Annotated in this window: 15 protein-coding genes; 5 read left to right on the forward strand and 10 right to left on the reverse strand. The window is 60.1% G+C overall.

Annotated features, from left to right (window positions below):
• Nucleotides 1-6: 6 nt before the first annotated feature.
• Nucleotides 7-1,869 carry a hypothetical protein gene (locus WH7805_RS07495; RefSeq protein WP_232198980.1) on the forward strand — a complete coding sequence of 621 codons (1,863 nt, stop codon included), beginning with the start codon at nucleotides 7-9 and terminating at the stop codon, nucleotides 1,867-1,869.
• Here the strand turns inward: WH7805_RS07495 and WH7805_RS07500 are convergent.
• The 9 genes from WH7805_RS07500 to WH7805_RS07540 form a co-directional block, all read right to left on the reverse strand.
• Nucleotides 1,824-2,696 (reverse strand): sulfotransferase, encoded by an 873-nt coding sequence (locus WH7805_RS07500; RefSeq protein ID WP_006042429.1) that lies wholly within the window; start codon nucleotides 2,694-2,696, stop codon nucleotides 1,824-1,826. The two genes, WH7805_RS07495 and WH7805_RS07500, sit on opposite strands and share 46 nt — an antisense overlap.
• Nucleotides 2,693-3,850 carry a glycosyltransferase gene (locus WH7805_RS07505; protein ID WP_006042433.1) on the reverse strand — a complete coding sequence of 386 codons (1,158 nt, stop codon included), beginning with the start codon at nucleotides 3,848-3,850 and terminating at the stop codon, nucleotides 2,693-2,695. The genes WH7805_RS07500 and WH7805_RS07505 overlap by 4 nt, the downstream gene beginning before the upstream one ends.
• Nucleotides 3,847-5,145: a glycosyltransferase gene (locus tag WH7805_RS07510; protein WP_006042434.1), complete on the reverse strand. Its 1,299-nt coding sequence runs from the start codon at nucleotides 5,143-5,145 to the stop codon at nucleotides 3,847-3,849. Before WH7805_RS07510 ends, WH7805_RS07505 begins: the two co-directional genes overlap by 4 nt.
• Nucleotides 5,138-6,286, reverse strand: coding sequence for a glycosyltransferase (locus WH7805_RS07515; protein ID WP_006042435.1), 1,149 nt, complete (start codon nucleotides 6,284-6,286; stop codon nucleotides 5,138-5,140). Before WH7805_RS07515 ends, WH7805_RS07510 begins: the two co-directional genes overlap by 8 nt.
• On the reverse strand, nucleotides 6,286-8,505 hold the full coding sequence (locus tag WH7805_RS07520; protein ID WP_006042436.1) for a glycosyltransferase: 2,220 nt from the start codon (nucleotides 8,503-8,505) through the stop codon (nucleotides 6,286-6,288). The genes WH7805_RS07515 and WH7805_RS07520 overlap by 1 nt, the downstream gene beginning before the upstream one ends.
• 5 nt (nucleotides 8,506-8,510) lie before the next feature.
• Nucleotides 8,511-10,328, reverse strand: a complete 1,818-nt coding sequence (locus WH7805_RS07525; protein WP_006042437.1) for an ABC transporter ATP-binding protein — start codon at nucleotides 10,326-10,328, stop codon at nucleotides 8,511-8,513.
• Nucleotides 10,329-10,409: 81 nt separating this feature from the next.
• Nucleotides 10,410-11,501, reverse strand: coding sequence for a glycosyltransferase (locus WH7805_RS07530; RefSeq protein ID WP_232198981.1), 1,092 nt, complete (start codon nucleotides 11,499-11,501; stop codon nucleotides 10,410-10,412).
• Entirely contained in the window at nucleotides 11,498-12,211 is a 714-nt protein-coding gene (locus WH7805_RS07535; protein ID WP_006042439.1) for a heme oxygenase (biliverdin-producing), read from the reverse strand. The genes WH7805_RS07530 and WH7805_RS07535 overlap by 4 nt, the downstream gene beginning before the upstream one ends.
• Before the next feature lie 73 nt (nucleotides 12,212-12,284).
• The gene (locus WH7805_RS07540) at nucleotides 12,285-12,737 is read right to left on the reverse strand and encodes a hypothetical protein (RefSeq protein ID WP_006042440.1); all 453 of its coding nucleotides are present in this window, start codon (nucleotides 12,735-12,737) and stop codon (nucleotides 12,285-12,287) included.
• 71 nt (nucleotides 12,738-12,808) lie between these two features.
• Here WH7805_RS07540 and WH7805_RS07545 point away from each other — a divergent pair, with 71 nt between their 5' ends.
• A complete protein-coding gene (locus WH7805_RS07545; protein ID WP_006042441.1) occupies nucleotides 12,809-14,113 on the forward strand; it encodes a ChbG/HpnK family deacetylase in 1,305 nt (434 codons plus the stop codon).
• Here the strand turns inward: WH7805_RS07545 and WH7805_RS07550 are convergent.
• Nucleotides 14,088-15,038: a glycosyltransferase family 2 protein gene (locus WH7805_RS07550; protein ID WP_006042442.1), complete on the reverse strand. Its 951-nt coding sequence runs from the start codon at nucleotides 15,036-15,038 to the stop codon at nucleotides 14,088-14,090. The two genes, WH7805_RS07545 and WH7805_RS07550, sit on opposite strands and share 26 nt — an antisense overlap.
• Nucleotides 15,039-15,131: 93 nt before the next feature.
• Between WH7805_RS07550 and WH7805_RS07555 the strand changes: the two genes are divergently transcribed.
• From WH7805_RS07555 to WH7805_RS07565, 3 genes are read left to right on the forward strand one after another with little or no spacing between them, the layout of a single operon-like run.
• Nucleotides 15,132-16,556, forward strand: a complete 1,425-nt coding sequence (locus WH7805_RS07555; protein WP_006042443.1) for an NADP-dependent isocitrate dehydrogenase — start codon at nucleotides 15,132-15,134, stop codon at nucleotides 16,554-16,556.
• Nucleotides 16,557-16,598: 42 nt separating this feature from the next.
• Nucleotides 16,599-18,443, forward strand: a complete 1,845-nt coding sequence (locus tag WH7805_RS07560; RefSeq protein WP_006042444.1) for a hypothetical protein — start codon at nucleotides 16,599-16,601, stop codon at nucleotides 18,441-18,443.
• The gene (locus tag WH7805_RS07565; protein WP_006042445.1) at nucleotides 18,440-19,753 is read left to right on the forward strand and encodes a (Fe-S)-binding protein; all 1,314 of its coding nucleotides are present in this window, start codon (nucleotides 18,440-18,442) and stop codon (nucleotides 19,751-19,753) included. The genes WH7805_RS07560 and WH7805_RS07565 overlap by 4 nt, the downstream gene beginning before the upstream one ends.
• Nucleotides 19,754-19,762 lie beyond the last annotated feature (9 nt).

The following is a 19,762-nucleotide window of genomic DNA, read 5'->3' on the forward strand; positions in this document are numbered from 1 at the left end:
GTTTGCATGTCAATGCCGAAGATGATCCGGCGCTTTCAGCCCTGGATGCTGCTGAGCAGCGTCGCAGCGATCCTCTCCCTAGCCGGGATTGGCTCCTGGCTCTGGCTGCAGCAGGCGATGCGCTGGCTCCCTGACCCTCGCAGTGCGGCTGGGAAGCTCCTGCTTTACACCTACAACCGCACCTCTCACGACATCGCTCTGGCACTGCTGGCGATCGCCGTGCTGTCGCTGCTTTGGATCGGCCTGCGATCAGAGACGCCGCCTGAAGACGCAGACCAACCTCCCCTCAAACGGGGGAACTGGGCCAAACAACTGCTGACGTTTTCGAGGGAGCACCCCCTGGTGCTGCTGCTGTGGAGCGCCTACACGGTGGCGATGGTGAACGGCACCAGCTGGCTGTTCCCGGAGCTCGTGGGCTGGTACGACGGCATCCTTGACCACCATCTGCTCGACAACTTCTCAATCCGCTACGACTTCATTGCGGAGACCATGCTCCGCAATGACTACCGCTTCTTCCCGCTCGCCCACCAGGACCTGCACGTTCTCAGCTGGTTCACGCCGTATGTGAAGGTGTGGATGGTGGTGAGTGCAGCAGAGGCCTTCACCATCGTGATCCTGGCCACCCGCATCGTGCGGGGTTTGGTGCACCCTCCCACTCCCAAGCATCTGCTGTTGATGGTCAGCCTGCTGCTGCTGTTTGCGCCGGCTACTGGCTTCGCCTTCTTTCAGCTGATCTACGCGGAACGGATGCTCACGCTCTGCTTCGTTGCTTTTGCTTTTTTCTATCTGCACTACCAGAGCACGGGAGGCCGTCAGGCCTGGTGTTTCAGCCTTCTCTTCGCCCTGGTGGGGATGTTCTTCAAGGACATCGGCTTGCTGCTGTTCGTGACACCCGCCGCGTTCACCCTGATGACCGGTGCGGCCGGGTTGATGGATCGTTACCCAGCCTTCCCAGCTCACAACCTGACCGTTAAGCGCCTGCGCAACTGGATGGGTGCTTACAGCCTGGAACTCTGGCTAATGAGCCTGATGGTCGTCTTCGCGCTCGCTTACACCTACCTGAGCTATCTGCCCAGCCTGTATCACGGCAAAGAGGCCTATGGCTCGGATGACGGGTTCCGATTCATCGGTGATTTGCGCAGCTGGATCTTGTTCATCTTCATCGGCCTGCGCATCGTTCTGATCAGCTGCAAGCGATCCTCAGCCAATCTTCTGGATGGACTCAATGCTGCGGCCCTCACTTACATGGGAGCCCTCTATGCCGTTATGGGCTACGAGGGCACCAGCTACATGAGCCTGCCGGTGCAGCTGGTGACGGTGCTTGATCTGAGCTTCGCCTGGTGTGCCTGGATCACGCCCACCCTCAGCCGGCGCATCCAGTCACCCATGGCACTGAGCGCCGCAGCCATCGTGACCAGCGGCGGCCTGCTCGGCCTGGAACATTTTCAGGAGGATGGCTTCATCGAACGGGTGAGTGCGGTCAAAGCCAAACAACACTCCTGGCTGACCACCTTCAACAAGATCGACGACCTCACCGTCAAGGCCAAGCGACGCGGGGAGGAAGTAAACCTCGTGTTCACCAAATCCTGGTTCCGGCGCAAACGCCACATCGATCGTTTCAAGGTGGATCGCCTGATCTTTCTCGATCCGTCCACCATGACCTACACCACAGTGGCAGGAATCGGACGCGGCGAGACCTACACCCCGAAAGCCGGCGACTTCCTGATGGACATCGACAAGGGCAATCTCAAGTTTCTCGGAGACGAACTAGACCGCTACGAACTGGTGTATCGCTACAGCCGCCACCGGGGCAACGGCCGCATCTACCGCTTTCGCGGACCGTCCGACTCCGCCAAGGCCTCGGAATAAACCAAACGGCGGTTGAGGGCCGCCACCCAGGGCAGGGCCAGAGCCAACTGGGCCAAACCAGCAGGGGCTGCCATCCAGCTGCCGTCGTAACGGATGGCACCGCTGCGTTCAGGGTCGAACCGCAGACGGTTGCCAGACAGCACATGGCTGCTGCTGTGGCAGGCAGGCTCCAACATGCGCGGATCGAAGGGGATCTCCAGCCAGGCACACAGACGACGCAGGCTGGGCTCCGGCTGCAAGGCCAACTCCTCATACCCCAGCCGGAACACCGGTTTCCCGCAGCGGCGCAACCATCGCTCGTGGCGGGCATTGATCCGGCACCAGCGCAGCAACGGTTTCACGCCGGGAAGCCACTGACCCCGCTGACGCCCATCCCTTGAGCGGGAATGCACCCAGGAACGCAGGTCGCGGGTGAGATGCAGGATGCGGATTTCCAGGTCGTCATCCTGATGAAAAGGCAACACGAAATCACCCTGATAAGAGTCCACCACCCAGCTGGGTGCGGCCTCTGAAGCAGCTTCAACCACCGTCAGAAGCATCCGCATCTTGTCGGCCAGGGGCTGGGCCTCATGGGCTGGCAGCCAGGTCAGCATCGGTCCCCAGACGGGACACTCGGCCGCAAGCGTCCCGCAGGTGCAACGCCGCTGAAAACGCAGATCACCGCGCAGCTGGGCCGGACCCCGGTGTTCTTCACCCACGGCAGGACGGTCCAGGATCCTTGCGGCTTCCCCCAATCCCACCATCTGGGGATGGGCCCCCAAGGCCAGATCAAGAATGGTGGTGCCACTGTGACCGAGGCCGCGGATTAACAGAAGTCTGCGGGTCATCGCTCGTCATCCCCGATCACGGCAAGCAGGAAGGAGGAAAGCTGGTGGAGGTGGTGGTCGATCGTGAACCCCTTCTGAATGCGGCGCCGGCCACCATCTCCCAGACGTGCCGCCAGGGCTGGATCGACCGCCAACCGCATCATCGCTTCAGCCATCCCCTGCACATCGCCCTCCCCCACAAGAAAACCGGTCTCTCCATCGAGCACCACCTCGGGAATACCCGCATGGCGCGTGGCCACCACAGGCAGACCACTCAACTGGGCTTCCATCACGGCCACCGGATTCCCTTCACTATCACCATCGGCAGCCACGAGGGAGTGCTGTACGAATCCACGCACCTCACGCATCAGCTGCGCCACCTTCTCCTGGCCGCGAACGCCGAGGAAACGCACCCGCTCATTGAGATCCAGGCTGCGCACCAATGCGCGTGCATCGGCAAGCAAAGGACCCTCGCCCACCATCCAGAGCGCCAAGTCCGGCTGCTCAGGCCCCAGACCTTCGCAAACCTGGGAAAAAGCCCGGATGGTGTGAAGAGGCCCCTTCTTGGCCACGAAGCGCCCCACCGCCAGAAACACCACTGGAGCAGCAGCCGGATCACTGCCGTGAAAGAGCCTGGCATTGGCCCCCGAGGGACTGATCAGCAACCGCTCGGGGCGAGCACCGAGGGATCGAAGGGTGTCGGCCATCGGACGTGACTTGACCACAACACCGGAGGCGATCGCGAACAGCCGCCGATAGCGCTTCCCCAGCAGCCCAAGCCGATCACGAGCGGACGCATCCGATCCTCGGAAATGCACCACCAAGGGAACGCCGCTCCAGGCACAGGCCTCCATCACTCGCACCGCCTCAAAGCCGAAATCCACCAGCACCGCATCGGGACGCTCTCGCCGGATCTGCCACCAGACCACGCACGCAGCAGGCATCTCAGCCAAACGCAACCACCGCAACCGGGTCAGCACTTTGCTGAGCAGGATTGCCAGGCCATAGGCCAGAGCGACCGGCCGTCCCGGTGGCCGCTCATCGCCAAACAAGGCAGTGACGTCGAAAGGCAGCCCCTCGAGATTGGCGCGGATGAAGGTTTCGCTGACCGCACGACGGGTGGGCGCCAGCATCAGCAGACGATGGGTGAACCTGGTGGAGAGGCCCTCGGTCACGGCAGAGCCAGCACAGAGCGCCAATGGGGTTCCACTACCTCCCAGTCAAGGGCGCGCAGGGTGGTCCGTGCTTCCGCCCCCATGCGCTCACGCAGGGCCTGATCACCCATCAAGTGCTGCAAAGCTTCAGCAAACGCTTCTACATTTTCGTTGGGCACCACCAGGCCCTGGCAGCCATCGCACACCATCTCCAACGGACCAGGCGAGGCGTCGCTCACCACTGATGGCAAGCCGGCTGCCATCGCCTCCAGCAGGGCATTGGGCATGCCCTCAAAACGGGACGGCAGCGCAAAAATCGATGCGCGTTGCATGTAGCGCAGGGGATCCGACTGGAACCCCTCGAACACCACCTGAACGCTGATGCCGAGCTGCTGGGCCAGTGCTTGAAGGGCGTTGCGCTCCGGACCATCCCCCACCAGCACAAGGCGCCAGCCGGCCCGCACCGGCTCTGGCAGGGAAGCGAAGGCCCGGATCAGCAGGTCGAGGCCCTTTTGAGGAACAAGCCGCGCCACTGCAAGAACCTCGAAATCGCGGGCTGCAGACCCCGATGAACCCTGCAGATTGAGGCCACCGGGGAGGGGATTGGGCAAGAGATCAAGGCGCTGCCAGGTGCCCATTGCCTGCAGGGCTTCGAGCACACCCTCGGTATTGGCCGTCACCACATCAGCGCGGCGGTAATACACGCGGCGCAGTCGATTCCAAAGCCGATCCAGCCTCTGGCGACGGGGATCATTCCGCTCCGACACCACCAGATGAATCGGTAGATCCCACACCGCAGCACAGCAGAGGATGTTGGTTTTGGTGAGCAGAGCCAGAACCCGTTTCGGGCGCTGCTCCAGGAACAGCTGCCGCAGACGCCGGTAGCGATCTCCACCGATCCGGCGCATGCAGCGGTTCAGCAGACGCACGGCTGATGCCTCAGAACCGGGTTGGATCCTCTGCTCGAAAAGGGGCCAGGTGAGCTGGACCCAGCGCAGCACCAGGGCCGTGACCACTCGAATTACGAAACGGCGCAGCTTGATCCACTGAGCCACGCAAAAACGCCGTCCGCGAGCCAGCAGCGATCGGTTCCAGACGTCCTGCAACCAAGGATGGACACTGAAGTCATCCTGATCAGGCCCGAGATCGAAAGCGGTCACGTTCTCAGGCAACCGGTGCTTGATCGGATGGTTGTGACGCAGCGACAGCACCCGAACCCTCAGGCCCTGGGCCGCGAAATGCTCTGCAGCCAAAAGGCCGACCTTCTGGGCACCACCGGCACCGAGGTGGGGGAGTACAACCCAGAGGTCATCCATGGCGGGTCGAGCGCAGGGCCTCCAGACAATCACGGCGCAGGCAATCGGCGGAATAGCGCTCACGCACCTGGATCGCCCGCTCTCCCAGACGCCGACGACGCTCTGAATCAGCAAGCAGTGCGGCAACAGCCTCGATCCAGTCATTGGAGGTTGCCGAGGCGGGCAACAGCAGACCGTTGTCTCCATCGCGGATCAGATCCGATGGGCCCGTGAGGCAATCACTGGCGATGCAGGCACACCCAGCAGCCATCGCCTCCAGAAGCACGTTGGGGAAGCCCTCATAGCGAGAGGGCAGCACAAACACCGTGGCCCTGCGATACCAGCGGGTCATGCTGCCGCAAACCCCAGGCAACAACAGCCGGCGCTGCAGGTCGGAATCCGCCCCCAGCCGTTCGCGCAACCAAGCCTGCTGATCCTGCCCGTGATAAGTCCCTGAAGTCAGACCCAGCACAGCCAAGTGCAAACGGGAGTCCGCCAGGCCTAGCTCGGCAAACACAGGCATCAGGCGATCAAATCCCTTCTGCCGCGCCTTGGTTCCCGCGGCCAGGATCAAAGGCAGCTCCGGTGCCAACCAGTCTTCAGGCTCGATCAGTGGCTCACGATCCTGCAGCGGCCAGCTCACTGCATTGGGCAGCAGCCGCTGACGACGCACACCACAATGCTGACGTAACCAAGCGCCGGTGATGCGGGTCTGCACCAGGTGCAGATCAGCCCAGGGATAGGTGAGCTTGCGCAACCAGCGCCAGGGCAGAGCCGGGGGTTTAGCGGGCGGATAGTTGCGCTCTGACACCACAGTGCGCAGAGGCAGTCCGGCACAGGCCAGCAGCAACTTCACGGCCGGCAGGGTGGTCATGCCCACGGCCAGATCACACCGTTTCTGCATCAAGAGCCGGCGCAGTTGCCAGACGCGAAAGGGGAAGGCCAACCAGCCGAGCCGCTCAAGGGGAGCCGGCAACCCTGGTTCCTGGCATCGCTGCACACCATTCGGCACTGGATAGGCATCCCGGTCGGGCCCATGGCGGGTGATCACGAGCACCGACCAGCCTTCGTCCTTGCACCATTGAGCCCACTGGAGCAACACCCTTTCGGCTCCGCCCAGCTTGAGCGAGTCGATCGAGAACGCGACACGCAGACCCCCCATCAGGACTGAGCGACGGGCTGCAACGACTGCAGAAAACGACGCGCTTTCTCGGCCCGGTTGCGGCGCAGATCAGGGAAGTACACCAACAGAACAGGGTCCACCAAGCACTCCAGCTCCGGCCGTTGGGAGGGGTCCGTCACCGACCAGCGACAGGCCGCCAACATCGCCACCACCGCATCGGCGAAACCACGGTGATCTTCCTGAGTTTTATTGGCAATCGGATCAAAGCGATCGGCATGACAGGCCTTGCGCAACCGCTCCATTTCGCCCAACACATCAGCAAAGCGCTGGGCTTCGGCTTTCTGCCAGGCCATCACCGCAGCAATGGTGAGGCTGCGCATGATGTTGCGCGTCATCCGCGTCGCTGTGTTGCGATCGATCGCGAAGGGGTCGTAACGACGGGCACTCTCCAGCAGTTCCCGGGAGGCCTGAGCCAGAGCGGCCGTGTCCTGGAGAGCCATTAGCGCCCGCAGCCGCGTGAGCTGGGCGGAAATCAGCAGCTTGGCTCTGTTCTCGCGGTTGGGCTTGAGACAGCGATAGGTATCGGGATCACGCTCCAGCTCCAGAAGAATCGCTTCCAGACCCAAGACCCCCCGTCGCAGAGCGTTCGGATCTTTGGCATCGATGGCCCGGTAGGTGCGCACCACCCGGCAATAGCCGGCGTAATGCAGAGGTAGCGATGGACTGGCGGCCAGCACATCGAAGAGGGCCAGCTGATCCACCTTGGATCCAGGCCTGGATCCACGCCGAAACAGCAATTGATGGAGAATTTCGGCCTCGCCGTCCTCCGCCCAGATCCGTTCGATCAACTCACAACCACCCAAGTTGTCCCCGACAGACAGACGTCTCTGCGCCAAAGCAGCCAAAAGGGTGACATTGCCCGGCTCTCGCCGAAGCCAGTAACGCAAACAAGCCTCAGCCGCCTGCACAAGACCCAGCGTCTCGAGGATTCTCACCGGCCCAAGGCGTCCCAGAGCTGAAAGGTGGGCCCGACTCCACTGACTACGCACATGGTGATAAGGAGGAGCCTGAGGAGCCAGCGGTTCCTCAGGCATCAGACCGTGCTGACGCAGGCACTGGAGCATGGCGGCCGTACGGCTGCGGTAGGTGTGACCCGCGGCCCATTCCAAGCGCTGGTTCTGGCTTGGCCCCTCTCCTGCCAGAGCCTTGCGGATCGCCTGCTCAAAGGCCATTGGTTCCGGCGGAACCAGCCAAGCCACATCCCCTTGATCCGCGAGCGATGGAATGTCCGTGGCCACCACGGGCAGGCCGGCGGCAAGGTACTCGAAGAACTTCATCGGATACATGTGGCGGGTGTAGTCGTTGATCTGCAGAGGCAGCAGGGCAACATCGGCCTGAGCCAGATAAGCCGGAAGGGTGGAGTAAGGCCGCGGCCCGAGCACATGCACGTTGGGCAAGCCTTCAAGAGACGAAATATCCGTTGTTGGATCCGTTTCTCCGACCGGACCGATGAAGACATAAGTCCACTCAGGCGTGGATGGCGCCAAACGCTCGAGCATCGTCAGATCCAATTTGTAGGCATCGATCGCACCGATGAAGATCAGCACGGGCCCTTGAATCGTTGGCCAGTCGACTGGGGCGTGCCGCTGAGGCTCAAGCGCTTGGCCGAAGTGGTCGGCATCCGCCACATTCCCGAAATAGTGACTCCCCGCATTCAGGGGTCCAAGCGACTGCAGCAGCTGAGGAGCCGTCGTGAACAAGGCATTGGCGGCTCCGCAGAGATCCCGTTCTGCCGCTTCCAGAGCGGCCACCGGCATCCCCGGCTGCGCCTGGATCCGATCAACACAGTGATAAATCACAGCGTGAAACTTGCCTAAGCGCAGGTAGGCACGGGTCTGGGGGTTGAACGTCCACAGCAGAGGACGTCGCAGGTCCAGAACCAGGTCTGCAGCGAACAGGCACAGATTCAAACTCCAGCGATTGAGTCGGCCAGCCACACCCTGCGTCTGCCCTGGGATCACCAGGGGAGACACCACCCACACACCGGGACGGACCTGTCGTGGCAGGCGCAGCCCGCGCCGCAACCGCCGAAGAATCCGGCCGGAATCAGCGCGATCGACCCGAGGGCCGCGCACACCAAGGGAGTCCACATACAGAACCCGATGGCCCAGCTCGGCCAGGGCACAGGCAACGTGCTGCTTATTGGTCCAGAGCGGATGATCCCAGTCGGCCGTGGCCAGAAGAACAATGTCTGCCATGGCTTTCAGACCACATCCAGCATCGTCATTTCACGAAAACTAGGTGATGTGCGTGTCAACGTTTCAAAATCACCGGAAGCGATGATTCGCCCTTGATCCACCTGGTAAATCCGGTCACATTTTTTGACGGTGGACAGACGATGAGCAATGACCACCATCGTGCAGCGGCGACCGATCAGATCAAGAGCCTGCATCACGTCATGCTCGGTCTTGTTATCAAGTGCGCTGGTGGCTTCATCAAGAACCATCAGCTTGGCGCGCCGGTAAAAAGCTCTGGCAAGTGATAGACGCTGCCGCTGACCGCCAGACAGCTTCATGCCATTTTCACCACACATAGTGAACAGGCCGTAGGGCATCTGAGCAACAAATTCGGAGAATTGTGCCGCTTCCAATGCAGCCCAGACCTGTTCATCATCAATGGCATCGGGTTGCTCACAGAACGCAACATTTTCGCGCACGCTCGCGTCGAGCAGACGAATGTTCTGGGGCACGAATGCACAATTGGCCTGCCATGCGGGCATCTCCTCATCAGACACTGGAACGCCATCCAGAAGAAGTTCTCCGGTGGTGGGTGTGTAGAGACCAAGCAGCACGTGAGCCAGGGTGGTCTTGCCGCTGCCGGTTTTCCCAACAAAGGCGATACGCGATCCCACCGGGATCGAGAGATGAATACCCTCCAGAACGGGACGCTCGCTCCCGAAGTAATTGAAGCTGACGTCATTGAGCTCAATCAGACGCCTGGGCATGACTCCATCTGGAGAGGGCACCCCGGGATCACCGAGCGAATATCGCTGCGGACGCATGCGCAGCAACTCAATGGCGTCTTTGACTTCGGGAAGACCGCCTCTGAGCTTATTGATACTGCGGAAGACAGACTGGAGTGGACCAGAAATCCGCAGCAGCACCACAAGGATCGTGGCGAGTTCGGGCAGAGCGTCACGAAGCCGGTCACCGTCTCCGGTGACGATTGCGGGAGCGAGTCCAACCGCGAACAGGATGGTGATGCCCGCAGGTTCGATCACGAAGCGCGGCACATTGGGAAGCAGGCTCGAGAGCCTGTCATTGCGCTTGGCCTGCACTCCTTCACGGGAGAAGCGATCAACAAAAAACCGATGCGAGGAATACATCTGCACATCACGCATCGATTTCAACGACTCTGAGAAGATGACATGAAGTCTTCGGGAATATCGATTTTTCTGACGAACGGCTAACCGCAGATAGGGGGTAATAATCTTTGAGGAGAGAGCATAAGCTGCCAGCAACAAAGTAAAAATCAGCAGGGATGAACTACCGAGAACAAAAATCACACCCACGATCAACGCCAACACGGAAAGCAAATTTCCTGCGATTGCAATCATTGGAGTGATCACAGCGCCGGTCACCCTGCTGAGGATGCGATTGAAGCGCTCTGACAACACTGATGTGCGCTTATGCATGAAAAACTCATAGCGCTGCAGCATTAAATTGTTATATACCTTGTTAACAAGATCAGACCAGATCTCAGCCGTTAGGAGAGATTCGAGCAAAGCAACGCCGAAGCGGATTCCCGAAGCGAACCAGTACGCCGTGATCAGCAGAACCACGATCCAGCCAGCCTGATCGAGAAGCCCCCCGCCGAAAAAACGGATACCGGGAATCTGATCCCCAAGCTTCGCGCCCGCCAAGAGACCAACGAGACGAGCCAGGAGTCCGACCAAAAGGATGTCGACGATCCCCTGAAACAGAGACGCCAGCAGCACCACAGCTAAAAACCGCAGGCGTCTGGACGACAATTCCTGGAGCAACAGCTTCAGTTCATTCCAGGTCTGGCTCTTGAAGGGCATGAACGAAGGTGCCGAAGACTCTGCCCGTATGGCAGATGCCTGTTCTTGCAGAGCTTTATTAAAGACCGGGGGCCGGTCTGATCAGCTCGGCCGCAGCCAGCCGGGCAACCGATTGACCACCTTGCTTCGCAGCCGATCCCCACGCTGGCCCCAGCGCAGACGGCGGGTGGATGGACTGGTCAGAGATGCCGCAGGATCCAGGCCGAGGGCTTGGCGCTCGGCAAGAGCGTCCAACTGGCTGAGCGTGGCTCGCCAACGCTCAAGCCAACGGGCTTCAGTGACGTTCTCCAGCACAACAGCGAGGGACGAAGCATCGGGCCCCCAGCTCTCCGGATCAACGGCAGCGGCACTGATGCGCAGGAGATCGTTGTCTAGAGACCCCTGACCGATCTGATGAGCGGTGACCCCCGGGGTGAGGCTGTCAGCCAACGCATGATTGAAACTGCTGAACACTACGCAGCCACAAGCCAGGGCTTCCAACGGCGGCAGGCCAAAACCCTCGCTCACCCCGCGGCCTCGCCAATACTCAGCCGAGTCGTAGAGAACCACGCCAGCACTGTTGAACAAGCCAACAAGATCATCAACCCAGCCGCTTTGCACCTCCACCGTCAACCCCCGTGCACGCAGGGCAGGGACCAGCCGGTTGAGGACGTAAGGACTGCTTTTGCGCTTCTGCACCAGCACATCGATCGGGCGCCTGGATCGAACAGCTCCTAGCCCGATCGGACGCGCTCCACGTTCCAACCACTGGGGCTCAAGGGCATTGGGAACGAGAAAGAGGGGATTGCGAGGCGCCCGATCACCCCAGTAGCCAAGGGTATTGCGGCTGACGGCGACCACCGGGACTGCCGGCGGAAGACCAAAGCCATACCCGCTGCTGTGTGCCTGATAGACCGCAGGGCGTCCGCGGAGCTTTCTCAACAACCCAGGAACATCAAATCCCCAGCTCACCACCCAGAGACTGTCACCCGGTGCAGCCTCGCGCTTCAGTAGATCATCGAAAAAAGCGTGATCGTTCTCTCTCTCCCGGTAGGTCACCACTTCTGTCGGGCGAAGGCCCGCCAGCAACCGGGCGGTCTGCAGGGCAACGCTCAATCCGCCGCAACGAAATCGGGCCCCGGTGCCTGGAACCAGAACCCGAATGCGTAGCAAAGAAGCGGCGGATGGAATCAAGCAGCCACAGCCTCGGTGCTGCCGGCGCGTTGACGGCGGGTGAGAAAGCCGAAGAGCACCTTGCCGATGGCAGCCACCAGGTTGCCTTCAAGCTCTTGGAACATCTTCATGTTGAGGTGGAAGGCATGGTTGGCCTCCTCCACCATGCGATCAGCCGTGGGCTGGTCAATCGGAAGCTGATCCATCGCAGCGCGATAGGTGGTTTTGAAGGCCTTTTCGTCGGCGATCGAAGGGAAGGAATAGAAGTGCAATCCATCGTTCTCACCCAGGTTCATGGCCTTCTGGGCAATGTTCTTGAGGATCTGGCCACCGGAAAGGTCACCGAGATAACGGGTGTAGTGGTGGCCGACCAGCAGCTCAGGAGACTCCTTAGCAACCTGGCGGATGCGTTCCACATAGACCTGAGCCGCAGGGGTTGCCTTGATCTGCTGAAGCCAATCTGCTCCGTAGTAATAAGCAAGGTCCTGCTCAAGAGCCTCACGGCGGTTCAGTTCAGCAAAGGCGATCGGAGCGATCACCGGATGATCGGCGAGACGCGCCATTTCTTCTTCCATGGCGGCATAGACGAAATAAAGATCAGCCACCAGCGTGCGGTAGCTGCCCTTGTCCACCACACCTTTCAGGAAGCAGCTCACAAACCCGGTGTTTTCGGCCATGGTGTGGGACTTTTTCGTGCCTTCACGGAGCTGGGAGGCGAGAGCGACGGGCATAGGGAAAGCGTCTGTTCAGTGTTTGCAACCATAAAAGCGATGTCCGAAAACACGGCTGGAGGGTTGCGAAGGGTTACGCCGCGGTGTCGGATGCAGCTGAATCGGCAAAGAGAGCGAAGAGATCACGACAAACCTGCTGCAACTGGAGCACCTGCTCACGCTGAGGCAGATGGGACCCTTCCGGCCTCCAGTCGCCCATGGTGGCCATGCGCCAGCGTTCACCATCGAAGGTCATGCCACGCATCAGCACACCGAGCAGCTCAGGGGAGGTGTGAGCCCCACCCCTAGCCGTGCGTTTCAAGCGCAGCTGTAAGAGGAGGCTCCGGCATTGCAACCGAGGACTCCAGCCAGGGAAATGAAAAGACAGATCCAGAGTCTCGTCTTCCTGCCAACGACGGGTCTGGGGGTCATCTCTCCAAGGGCTGAGGTTGGCCCGAGCGGCAGGAAAGTGCTGCTTCACAAGCGTGACCGCCGAGGCCAGGGCCTGGACCAGCGCCACGCTGTCAACGGCGTCTGCTGCGTTCACTGGCCTCCGATCACTGTGCTTAGGGTGAATGGTGATCAGTGCTGACGCCAGAAGCCGTTACGGTTGCGACCATGATCTTGAGGACTCTCAGCACTCGGCTCAGCCTGTACAGCCTGGTGGGCGTCGGAGCCGCTGCTGTTCACGCCGGTGTGCTTCTGAGCCTGGGGCTTGTCATGCCCTGGTGGATCGCCAATCCACTGGCCTTCCTTGCCGCTTCCCTGGCGAGCTATGTGGGCCATGCCCACGTCACGTTCCGCCCTGAAACAGGGGGTCAGCAGTTCGCCCGGCGCTGGTTCGCTCTGCAGTACGCCGTCAACCTCACCGTCAGCAGCGTTCTTCCGCTGGCCTTACCAGGCTGGCTTCCCACCTCGGCCGAGGTCGTCGTTCTGGTTTTCACTCCCACACTGCTGAATGCCCTGATCTGGTCACAGGCCGCACAGTTCAGCCTGCGTCGACGCACGAATCGCACGTCACCTCCACGCCGGCATGCCGATGATCTCGGCTTGAGCCACGCCACCAATCAGGCCATCCTCACGCTGGCAGAGGAAGGACTGCTGGAGGGAACCAGCCTGCTGGTCAATGGTCCAGTCGCAACTGAAGGGGCAAAAGCCTGGAGCGTGCTGGCGGCAGACCGACCGACACTGCAACTCTGCCTGCATCTTTGTCTCACAGAGGGGCCGTCGAGTGCTCCGCCCGATTTAATTCCTGATCTGGTGGATCACCAAGGACATCTGCATCGGTCCTTTGGACACTGGCTGCTCCTGTCACTGCTGCCGCCTCGACATCCCAGGCGGGCAAGGCTTGTGAAACAGCTGGGACATGAAATTGACGCGCAGGTCAGACAATTTCAAGCCATGCGAGGCGAGGGGCCCATCGCACTGGACGGCCATCAGCACATCCATCTGGTTCCTGTGGTGCTCGATGCCGTGCTCGCCCGTTCCAGCAGGTTTGGCATCACTTGGCTGCGAAGCACGGATGAACCTCTGCCCACTGGACTTCCACTGAGATGCTGGTTGCAATCCTGCCGCGACGCAGGGCTGATCAAATGGCTTGTTCTTCAGTTGTTGAGCCGCCGCGCCAGGGGAGCCTTCCGGCAGCACGGAATCACCAGCAACGGAGGGTTCGCCGGAGTCTTGTTCACAGGACGGATGACCGGTGCTCCGCTTCGGGCTGCCTGGAGTGAGCTCGCCAGCCTGCGCTCTCCAGACCACTGCACCCCCTCGCTTCTGCTGGCCCATCCTGGAGCCCCACTGGAACAAAACATCGCCCAGGAGGGGTTCACGGTTTCACAGCCATTTGCGGCGTCTCCCTGGAGGCAAAAGGAATGGCGTGCTCTTCAAGCGCTCAGCGTCACGCCTGATGAATGCTGCGGATGAAGTAATGGGGTCTGGCCTTGGCCTCCACATAAATCCGCCCGATGTAATCACCCAGCACACCGATCCCGATCAACTGAATGCCACCAAGGAACAGCATGGCCACCATCAAGGAGGCGTACCCGGGCACATCTCTGCCCACAAGAACCGTCCGCAGCGCAATCACCAAGGCATAGAAAAGACTGAAACTCGACACGAGAACACCAAGACCTGTCCACACCTTCAAGGGAAGAACAGAGAAAGAGAAAATCCCGTCGAAGGCATAACTGAAGAGCTTGAGCGGGCTCCACGACGTGGTGCCACCCGCCCTGGTCACCCGCTGATAAGGAAGCTCCGCGCTGCGATATCCCGTCCAAGGCAGTAGCCCTTTGGAAAACCGGCTCGACTCCCGCAATTGGGTGAATGCCTCCACCACCTGAGCATCAAGCAAACGGAAATCCCCAGCCCCCTCCTGCAGCTGGATGGAATCCACCACTTTGTTGAACACCCGGTAAAACCAAGAAGCGCTCAACACCTTCAGTCGCGATTCCTGGTCGCGGTCATCGCGCACGGCAGTGACGACTTCGGCCCCTGCACGCCACTCCATCACCATCGCTTCAATTAATTCCGGTGGATGCTGCAGATCGGAATCGATCAACACAGCAGCAGCACATCGTCCGCGAACGTGATCAAGACCGGCCAGCATCGCCGCCTCCTTGCCGAAGTTGCGGGTGAGCTCCAACAGCGTGACCGGAACCGGTTCGCCCAGGCAGCGGCGATCGGCCAGGAAACCACGAATCTGATCCACGGTTGCATCCTTAGAACCATCGTCGATCAGCACCAGCTGGTCCACCCCAGGCACGGCCAGCACCCGCTCGATGAAGCGGCTGATCACGGCTTCTTCGTTGAAACAGGCCGCCACCACCCACACACCATCACGGTTCGTCATCGGACTGGCGGCCAAATCTCAAATGAACTGTAGGGATCGCACTTTGAGTCATAGGCTCGCCACAACGTGATGCCGCGAGGCGGCGAATCATCCATGGCCCAGTTTGAGAAGCTCACCGCCCCCAGCCAGGGCACGCCGATCCGCTTCGAGAACGGCCAACCCGTGGTGGCCGACAACCCGATCATCCCTTTCATCCGGGGCGATGGCACTGGCGTGGACATCTGGCCCGCCACCCAGAAGGTGCTGGATGCAGCCGTAGCCAAGGCTTACGGCGGAACCAAAACCATCGAATGGTTCAAGGTCTACGCCGGTGATGAAGCCTGCGAGCTCTACGGCACTTATCAGTACCTGCCCGAAGACACCCTTGAAGCAATCCGCAGCTACGGCGTGGCCATCAAAGGGCCCCTCACCACACCGGTGGGCGGCGGCATTCGTTCGCTGAACGTGGCCCTGCGCCAGATCTTTGATCTCTATTCCTGCGTTCGCCCTTGCCGGTACTACGAAGGCACACCCAGCCCCCACAAACGTCCCCAAGATCTGGACGTGATCGTGTATCGGGAGAACACCGAAGACATCTATATGGGCGTTGAATGGGAAGCCGATGACGCCGTCGGCCAGGAGCTGCGCAGGCACCTCAACGAGGTCGTGATCCCCGCTAACGGAAAGTTGGGCAAACGCCAGATCCCGGAAGGCTCAGGCATCGGCATCAAGCCGGTGAGCAAGCACGGCAGCCAACGCCACATCCGCAAGGCGATTCAGCACGCCCTGCGCCTGGAGGGCAACAAGCGCCACGTGACTCTGGTGCACAAGGGCAACATCATGAAGTTCACCGAAGGCGCCTTTCGCGACTGGGGCTATGAATTGGCCACGACTGAATTTCGCGATGTCTGCATCACGGAGCGCGAGAGCTGGATCCTCGGCAACCTCGAGACGGATTCAGCCCTGAGCGTGCAAGCCAACGCCCGCATGATCGAGCCCGGCTACGACAGCCTCACCCCCGAGAAAAAGGCTGACATTGATGCGGAAGTGCAGGCCGTGATCGATGCCATCGGTTCCAGCCATGGCGGCGGCAAGTGGAAAGAGATGGTGCTGGTCGACGACCGCATCGCCGACAGCATCTTCCAACAGATCCAGACCCGGCCTCAGGAGTATTCGATTCTGGCCACCCTCAACCTCAACGGCGACTACATTTCCGATGCTGCGGCCGCGATGGTGGGCGGTCTGGGCATGGCCCCCGGCGCCAACATCGGCGAAACCGCCGCGATCTTTGAAGCCACCCACGGCACGGCACCGAAACACGCCGGACTTGATCGCATCAACCCCGGGTCTGTGATCCTAAGCGGCGTGATGATGCTGGAGTTCCTTGGTTGGCAAGAGGCTGCTGACCTGGTGACCCAAGGTTTGAGTGCAGCGATTGCCGACAAACAGGTCACCTATGACCTCGCTCGCTTGATGGAACCGAAGGTGGATCCGGTGAGCTGCAGCGGCTTCGCCGAAGCGATCATCGAGCGGTTCTAAGCAAGGCCAGGGATCTTGAACGGGCGAGAGAAACATTGGCTGTTGCGTCTGGCGACGGCGTGGATCGCCCTGAGCGCAGCCGGGATTGGCTTGTGGGTCTGGGTTCGGCAGCGTCCTCAAGCACTCCCCCCTCCGAATTCCAAGTCAGGCCAAGATCTCCTACTTGGTTACCAGGAGATCACACACAACATCTGGCTGATCGCTCTTGCCCTGGTCATCATTTGTTTGGTCCAGCGTATTTATGTCAATCGCAAGCGCGAGACGCTGAGATCCGAGCACCAATCCAAACAGCCCATCGAATCGCTGCTGCGTTTCATCAAAAAGAATCCAATTTCAAGTGCACTCTTCATCGCTTACGGCGTCGCGATGATGTCCGGCATTACTTACCTGCACAAAGACATGCTCGGCTGGTATCCAGAGCTCGTCAAAGGACACTTTCTCGATAACTTCTCAATCCGACAATCCTTCGTTAGCGAAACAATGCGACGAACCGATTATCGCTTTTTCCCACTCGCTCACCAGGACCTTCACATTCTGAGCTGGTTCACCATCCACATCAAAACCTGGATCCTGGTGAGCGTGGCCGAACTGATCAGCATCGTTTTATTGAGCATCAAGTTCCTCAACGACTTGACATCAAGCAAGCTCGCGAAACAGTCGACCATCCTCTTGCTGACACTCCTCTTTTTAATCCACCCATCAACAGGAACCGCCTTCTTTCATGTGATCTACTGCGAGCGGCTGTTGTGCCTTGTTTTCATGCTTTATATCACCACCTATGCATTCTATCGAAAAACATCACATGCATCTTACTTTTACCTCACTTTTCTTTGGGCACTGCTTGGCATTTACATCAAAGACATTGCCGTCATTCTCTTCATCACACCGGCTGCCTCTTTATGGATAGCGGACTCGATCACAAACCAATCAAAAGACAAGCCAAATCATCGCCTTGAACATTGGCTTTGCAGCCTGAGCCTTGTCTTTATCGCAAGCTATATCTTTTTAGCGCTGATCCCCAGCAGCTTTGCCGGAGGGAGTGCCTACAACAACAACGCTCCAGGAGGGTTGGTTCTCGACATTCGCTGCTATCTCTTTGGCGCTGTCGCCCTGACCAGGGCTGGAGCAATCCTCAGGAGGCGCCTCACATTCACGATCCTGGACTCCATCAACATCACCGCTTTTGCCTACGCCACCGCATTAGCTCTCACCTATGCGTTCGACGCCAACAGCTACTTGGCATTACCGGTTCAATTGATCGCAACAATCAACATCGGCTGGGCATGGATGCAACTTATTGAACCCAAGCAGCGACGCCACCATCAACAAAGCGTCAAGATCATGGCGGCGGCAGCATCAGCAAGCTTGATCATCGGAGCCGATCACACACTGATGGACAAAACCTTCGCCAAAACGATCGCCGAACAGAAATTCGACCAGGCTTCCACACAAGCAACCTACGAAAAGCTCGATCGAATTTGCAAAAAAGTCCGCGAGTCAGGGGCCAACGTGCATCTCATCATCAGCCAGGATTCATGGCTTTCATCCAAACGCCACCTTAATCGCATTCACTACAGATCCCTGATCGAATACGAGCCAGTAAGCAAGGCGTTCATCGTTAAAGACGGAGCCAACAAAGGCATGCGTTACACACCAGCGCCCGGAGATCTCATTGCCAATGTCGACAAAAACATCAATGTCTTGAATCCAATCCTGAACGGACTAGAAACTGAGCTCATCTACCGACACAATCCGAGCGAACGCAGCGGAATGATTCTCAGGATCACAGGCATCAAGCAGATGGATCACGATCAGTCATCACTGAACGACAGAGTCCCAGACAGTTCCGACAGCATCGGTTCTGCTGCAATCACAATGGATCCATGAGCTCGCCGCCCGGTCCTACGCCTCAAACGCAGAGCTTTGCCGGCCTTCCGGAGAGTGCAACCGACCCCTGCGTGCACTGTGGCTTCTGCCTGCCCACCTGCGCCAGCTACCGGGTGCTGGGCACAGAGATGGATTCCCCCCGTGGCCGCATCCACAGCCTCAAGGCGATTGAAGCGGGTGAGCTCGAGCTCGATGCCACCGTGGCCTCCCATTTCGACAGTTGCCTGGGGTGCTTCGCCTGTGTGAGTGCCTGCCCCTCCGGCGTGCGCTACGACCAGCTGATCGAAGCAACCCGGCCGAAACTGAACACAGCGGAGCTGCGCAGCCCCTGGCAACAGACCTTCCGGCAGCTCCTACTGGCAGTACTGCCCTATCCCAGCCGCCTACGGGCTTTGCTCACCCCCCTGCGGGCCTATGCGGGAGGTCCGCTTCAGACCCTGGTCAGGCGAAGCGGTCTTTCCCGCCTACTCGGGCCTCAACTCGAAGCCATGGAAGCGCTGCTGCCGCCGCTGGCGCCGGAAGGCTTCGCCGATCGGTTCCCGCTGCTAACACCCGCCAGAGGCGAACGGCGCGGCCGGGTGGGCCTGCTGTTGGGCTGCGTGCAACGCTGCTTTGACCCCCAGGTGAATGCAGCCACCCTGGCCGTTCTTCAGGCCAATGGCTTCGAGGTGGTGATCCCCGTCGACCAGGGCTGCTGTGGTGCGGTCAGTCATCACCAGGGACAGATGGAGCAGACCCGCTCCCTGGCCAGCAATCTGGTGCGCAGCTTCGAGGAAGCCGCAGGACCTGAGGGCCTCGACGCCCTGCTGGTGGCTGCATCCGGCTGCGGCCACACGATGAAGGCCTATGGCGAACTCCTCAGTGACGAGCAAAGCAGCTTTTCCTGCCCCGTGCTCGACGTGCATGAATTTCTGGCAGAACGAGGCCTGTCGGAACCATTCCGCGCCTCCCTGCAACCCCTACCGATCACCGTGGCGTATCACGATGCTTGCCACATGATTCACGGGCAGGGCATCAGCAGCGAGCCGCGAGAGTTACTGCGCATGATCCCCGAACTGCAGCTGCGTGAGGCCACGGAAGCTGGTGTGTGCTGCGGCAGTGCCGGGATTTACAACCTGGTGCAGCCGCAAGAAGCGGCCGAACTGGGACAACTCAAGGTGGAGGATCTGAGCCGCACCGGGGCCAGCGTGATCGCCAGCGCCAACATCGGCTGCACCCTGCAACTGCGTCGCCATCTGCAACAGGACGGACCGAAGGTGCTGCATCCGATGGAGCTGCTGGCCCGCGCCGCCGACCTGACCATCGCTTGAAAGACTTAG

Origin of the sequence: Synechococcus sp. WH 7805, from assembly GCF_000153285.1 — a bacterium.
Classification (GTDB): Bacteria; Cyanobacteriota; Cyanobacteriia; order PCC-6307; family Cyanobiaceae; genus Synechococcus_C.

Bases quoted from the DNA above. Each gene is read 5' to 3' on its own strand.
- WH7805_RS07495 (WP_232198980.1), top strand. From the start codon at position 7: ATGTCAATGCCGAAGATGATCCGGCGCTTTCAGCCCTGGATGCTGCTG.
- WH7805_RS07565 (WP_006042445.1), top strand. From the start codon at position 18,440: ATGAGCTCGCCGCCCGGTCCTACGCCTCAAACGCAGAGCTTTGCCGGC.
- WH7805_RS07520 (WP_006042436.1), bottom strand. From the start codon at position 8,505: ATGGCAGACATTGTTCTTCTGGCCACGGCCGACTGGGATCATCCGCTC.
- WH7805_RS07550 (WP_006042442.1), bottom strand. From the start codon at position 15,038: ATGACGAACCGTGATGGTGTGTGGGTGGTGGCGGCCTGTTTCAACGAA.
- WH7805_RS07510 (WP_006042434.1), bottom strand. From the start codon at position 5,145: ATGGATGACCTCTGGGTTGTACTCCCCCACCTCGGTGCCGGTGGTGCC.
- WH7805_RS07525 (WP_006042437.1), bottom strand. From the start codon at position 10,328: ATGCCCTTCAAGAGCCAGACCTGGAATGAACTGAAGCTGTTGCTCCAG.
- WH7805_RS07545 (WP_006042441.1), top strand. From the start codon at position 12,809: ATGATCTTGAGGACTCTCAGCACTCGGCTCAGCCTGTACAGCCTGGTG.
- WH7805_RS07500 (WP_006042429.1), bottom strand. From the start codon at position 2,696: ATGACCCGCAGACTTCTGTTAATCCGCGGCCTCGGTCACAGTGGCACC.
- WH7805_RS07515 (WP_006042435.1), bottom strand. From the start codon at position 6,286: ATGGGGGGTCTGCGTGTCGCGTTCTCGATCGACTCGCTCAAGCTGGGC.
- WH7805_RS07535 (WP_006042439.1), bottom strand. From the start codon at position 12,211: ATGCCCGTCGCTCTCGCCTCCCAGCTCCGTGAAGGCACGAAAAAGTCC.
- WH7805_RS07555 (WP_006042443.1), top strand. From the start codon at position 15,132: ATGGCCCAGTTTGAGAAGCTCACCGCCCCCAGCCAGGGCACGCCGATC.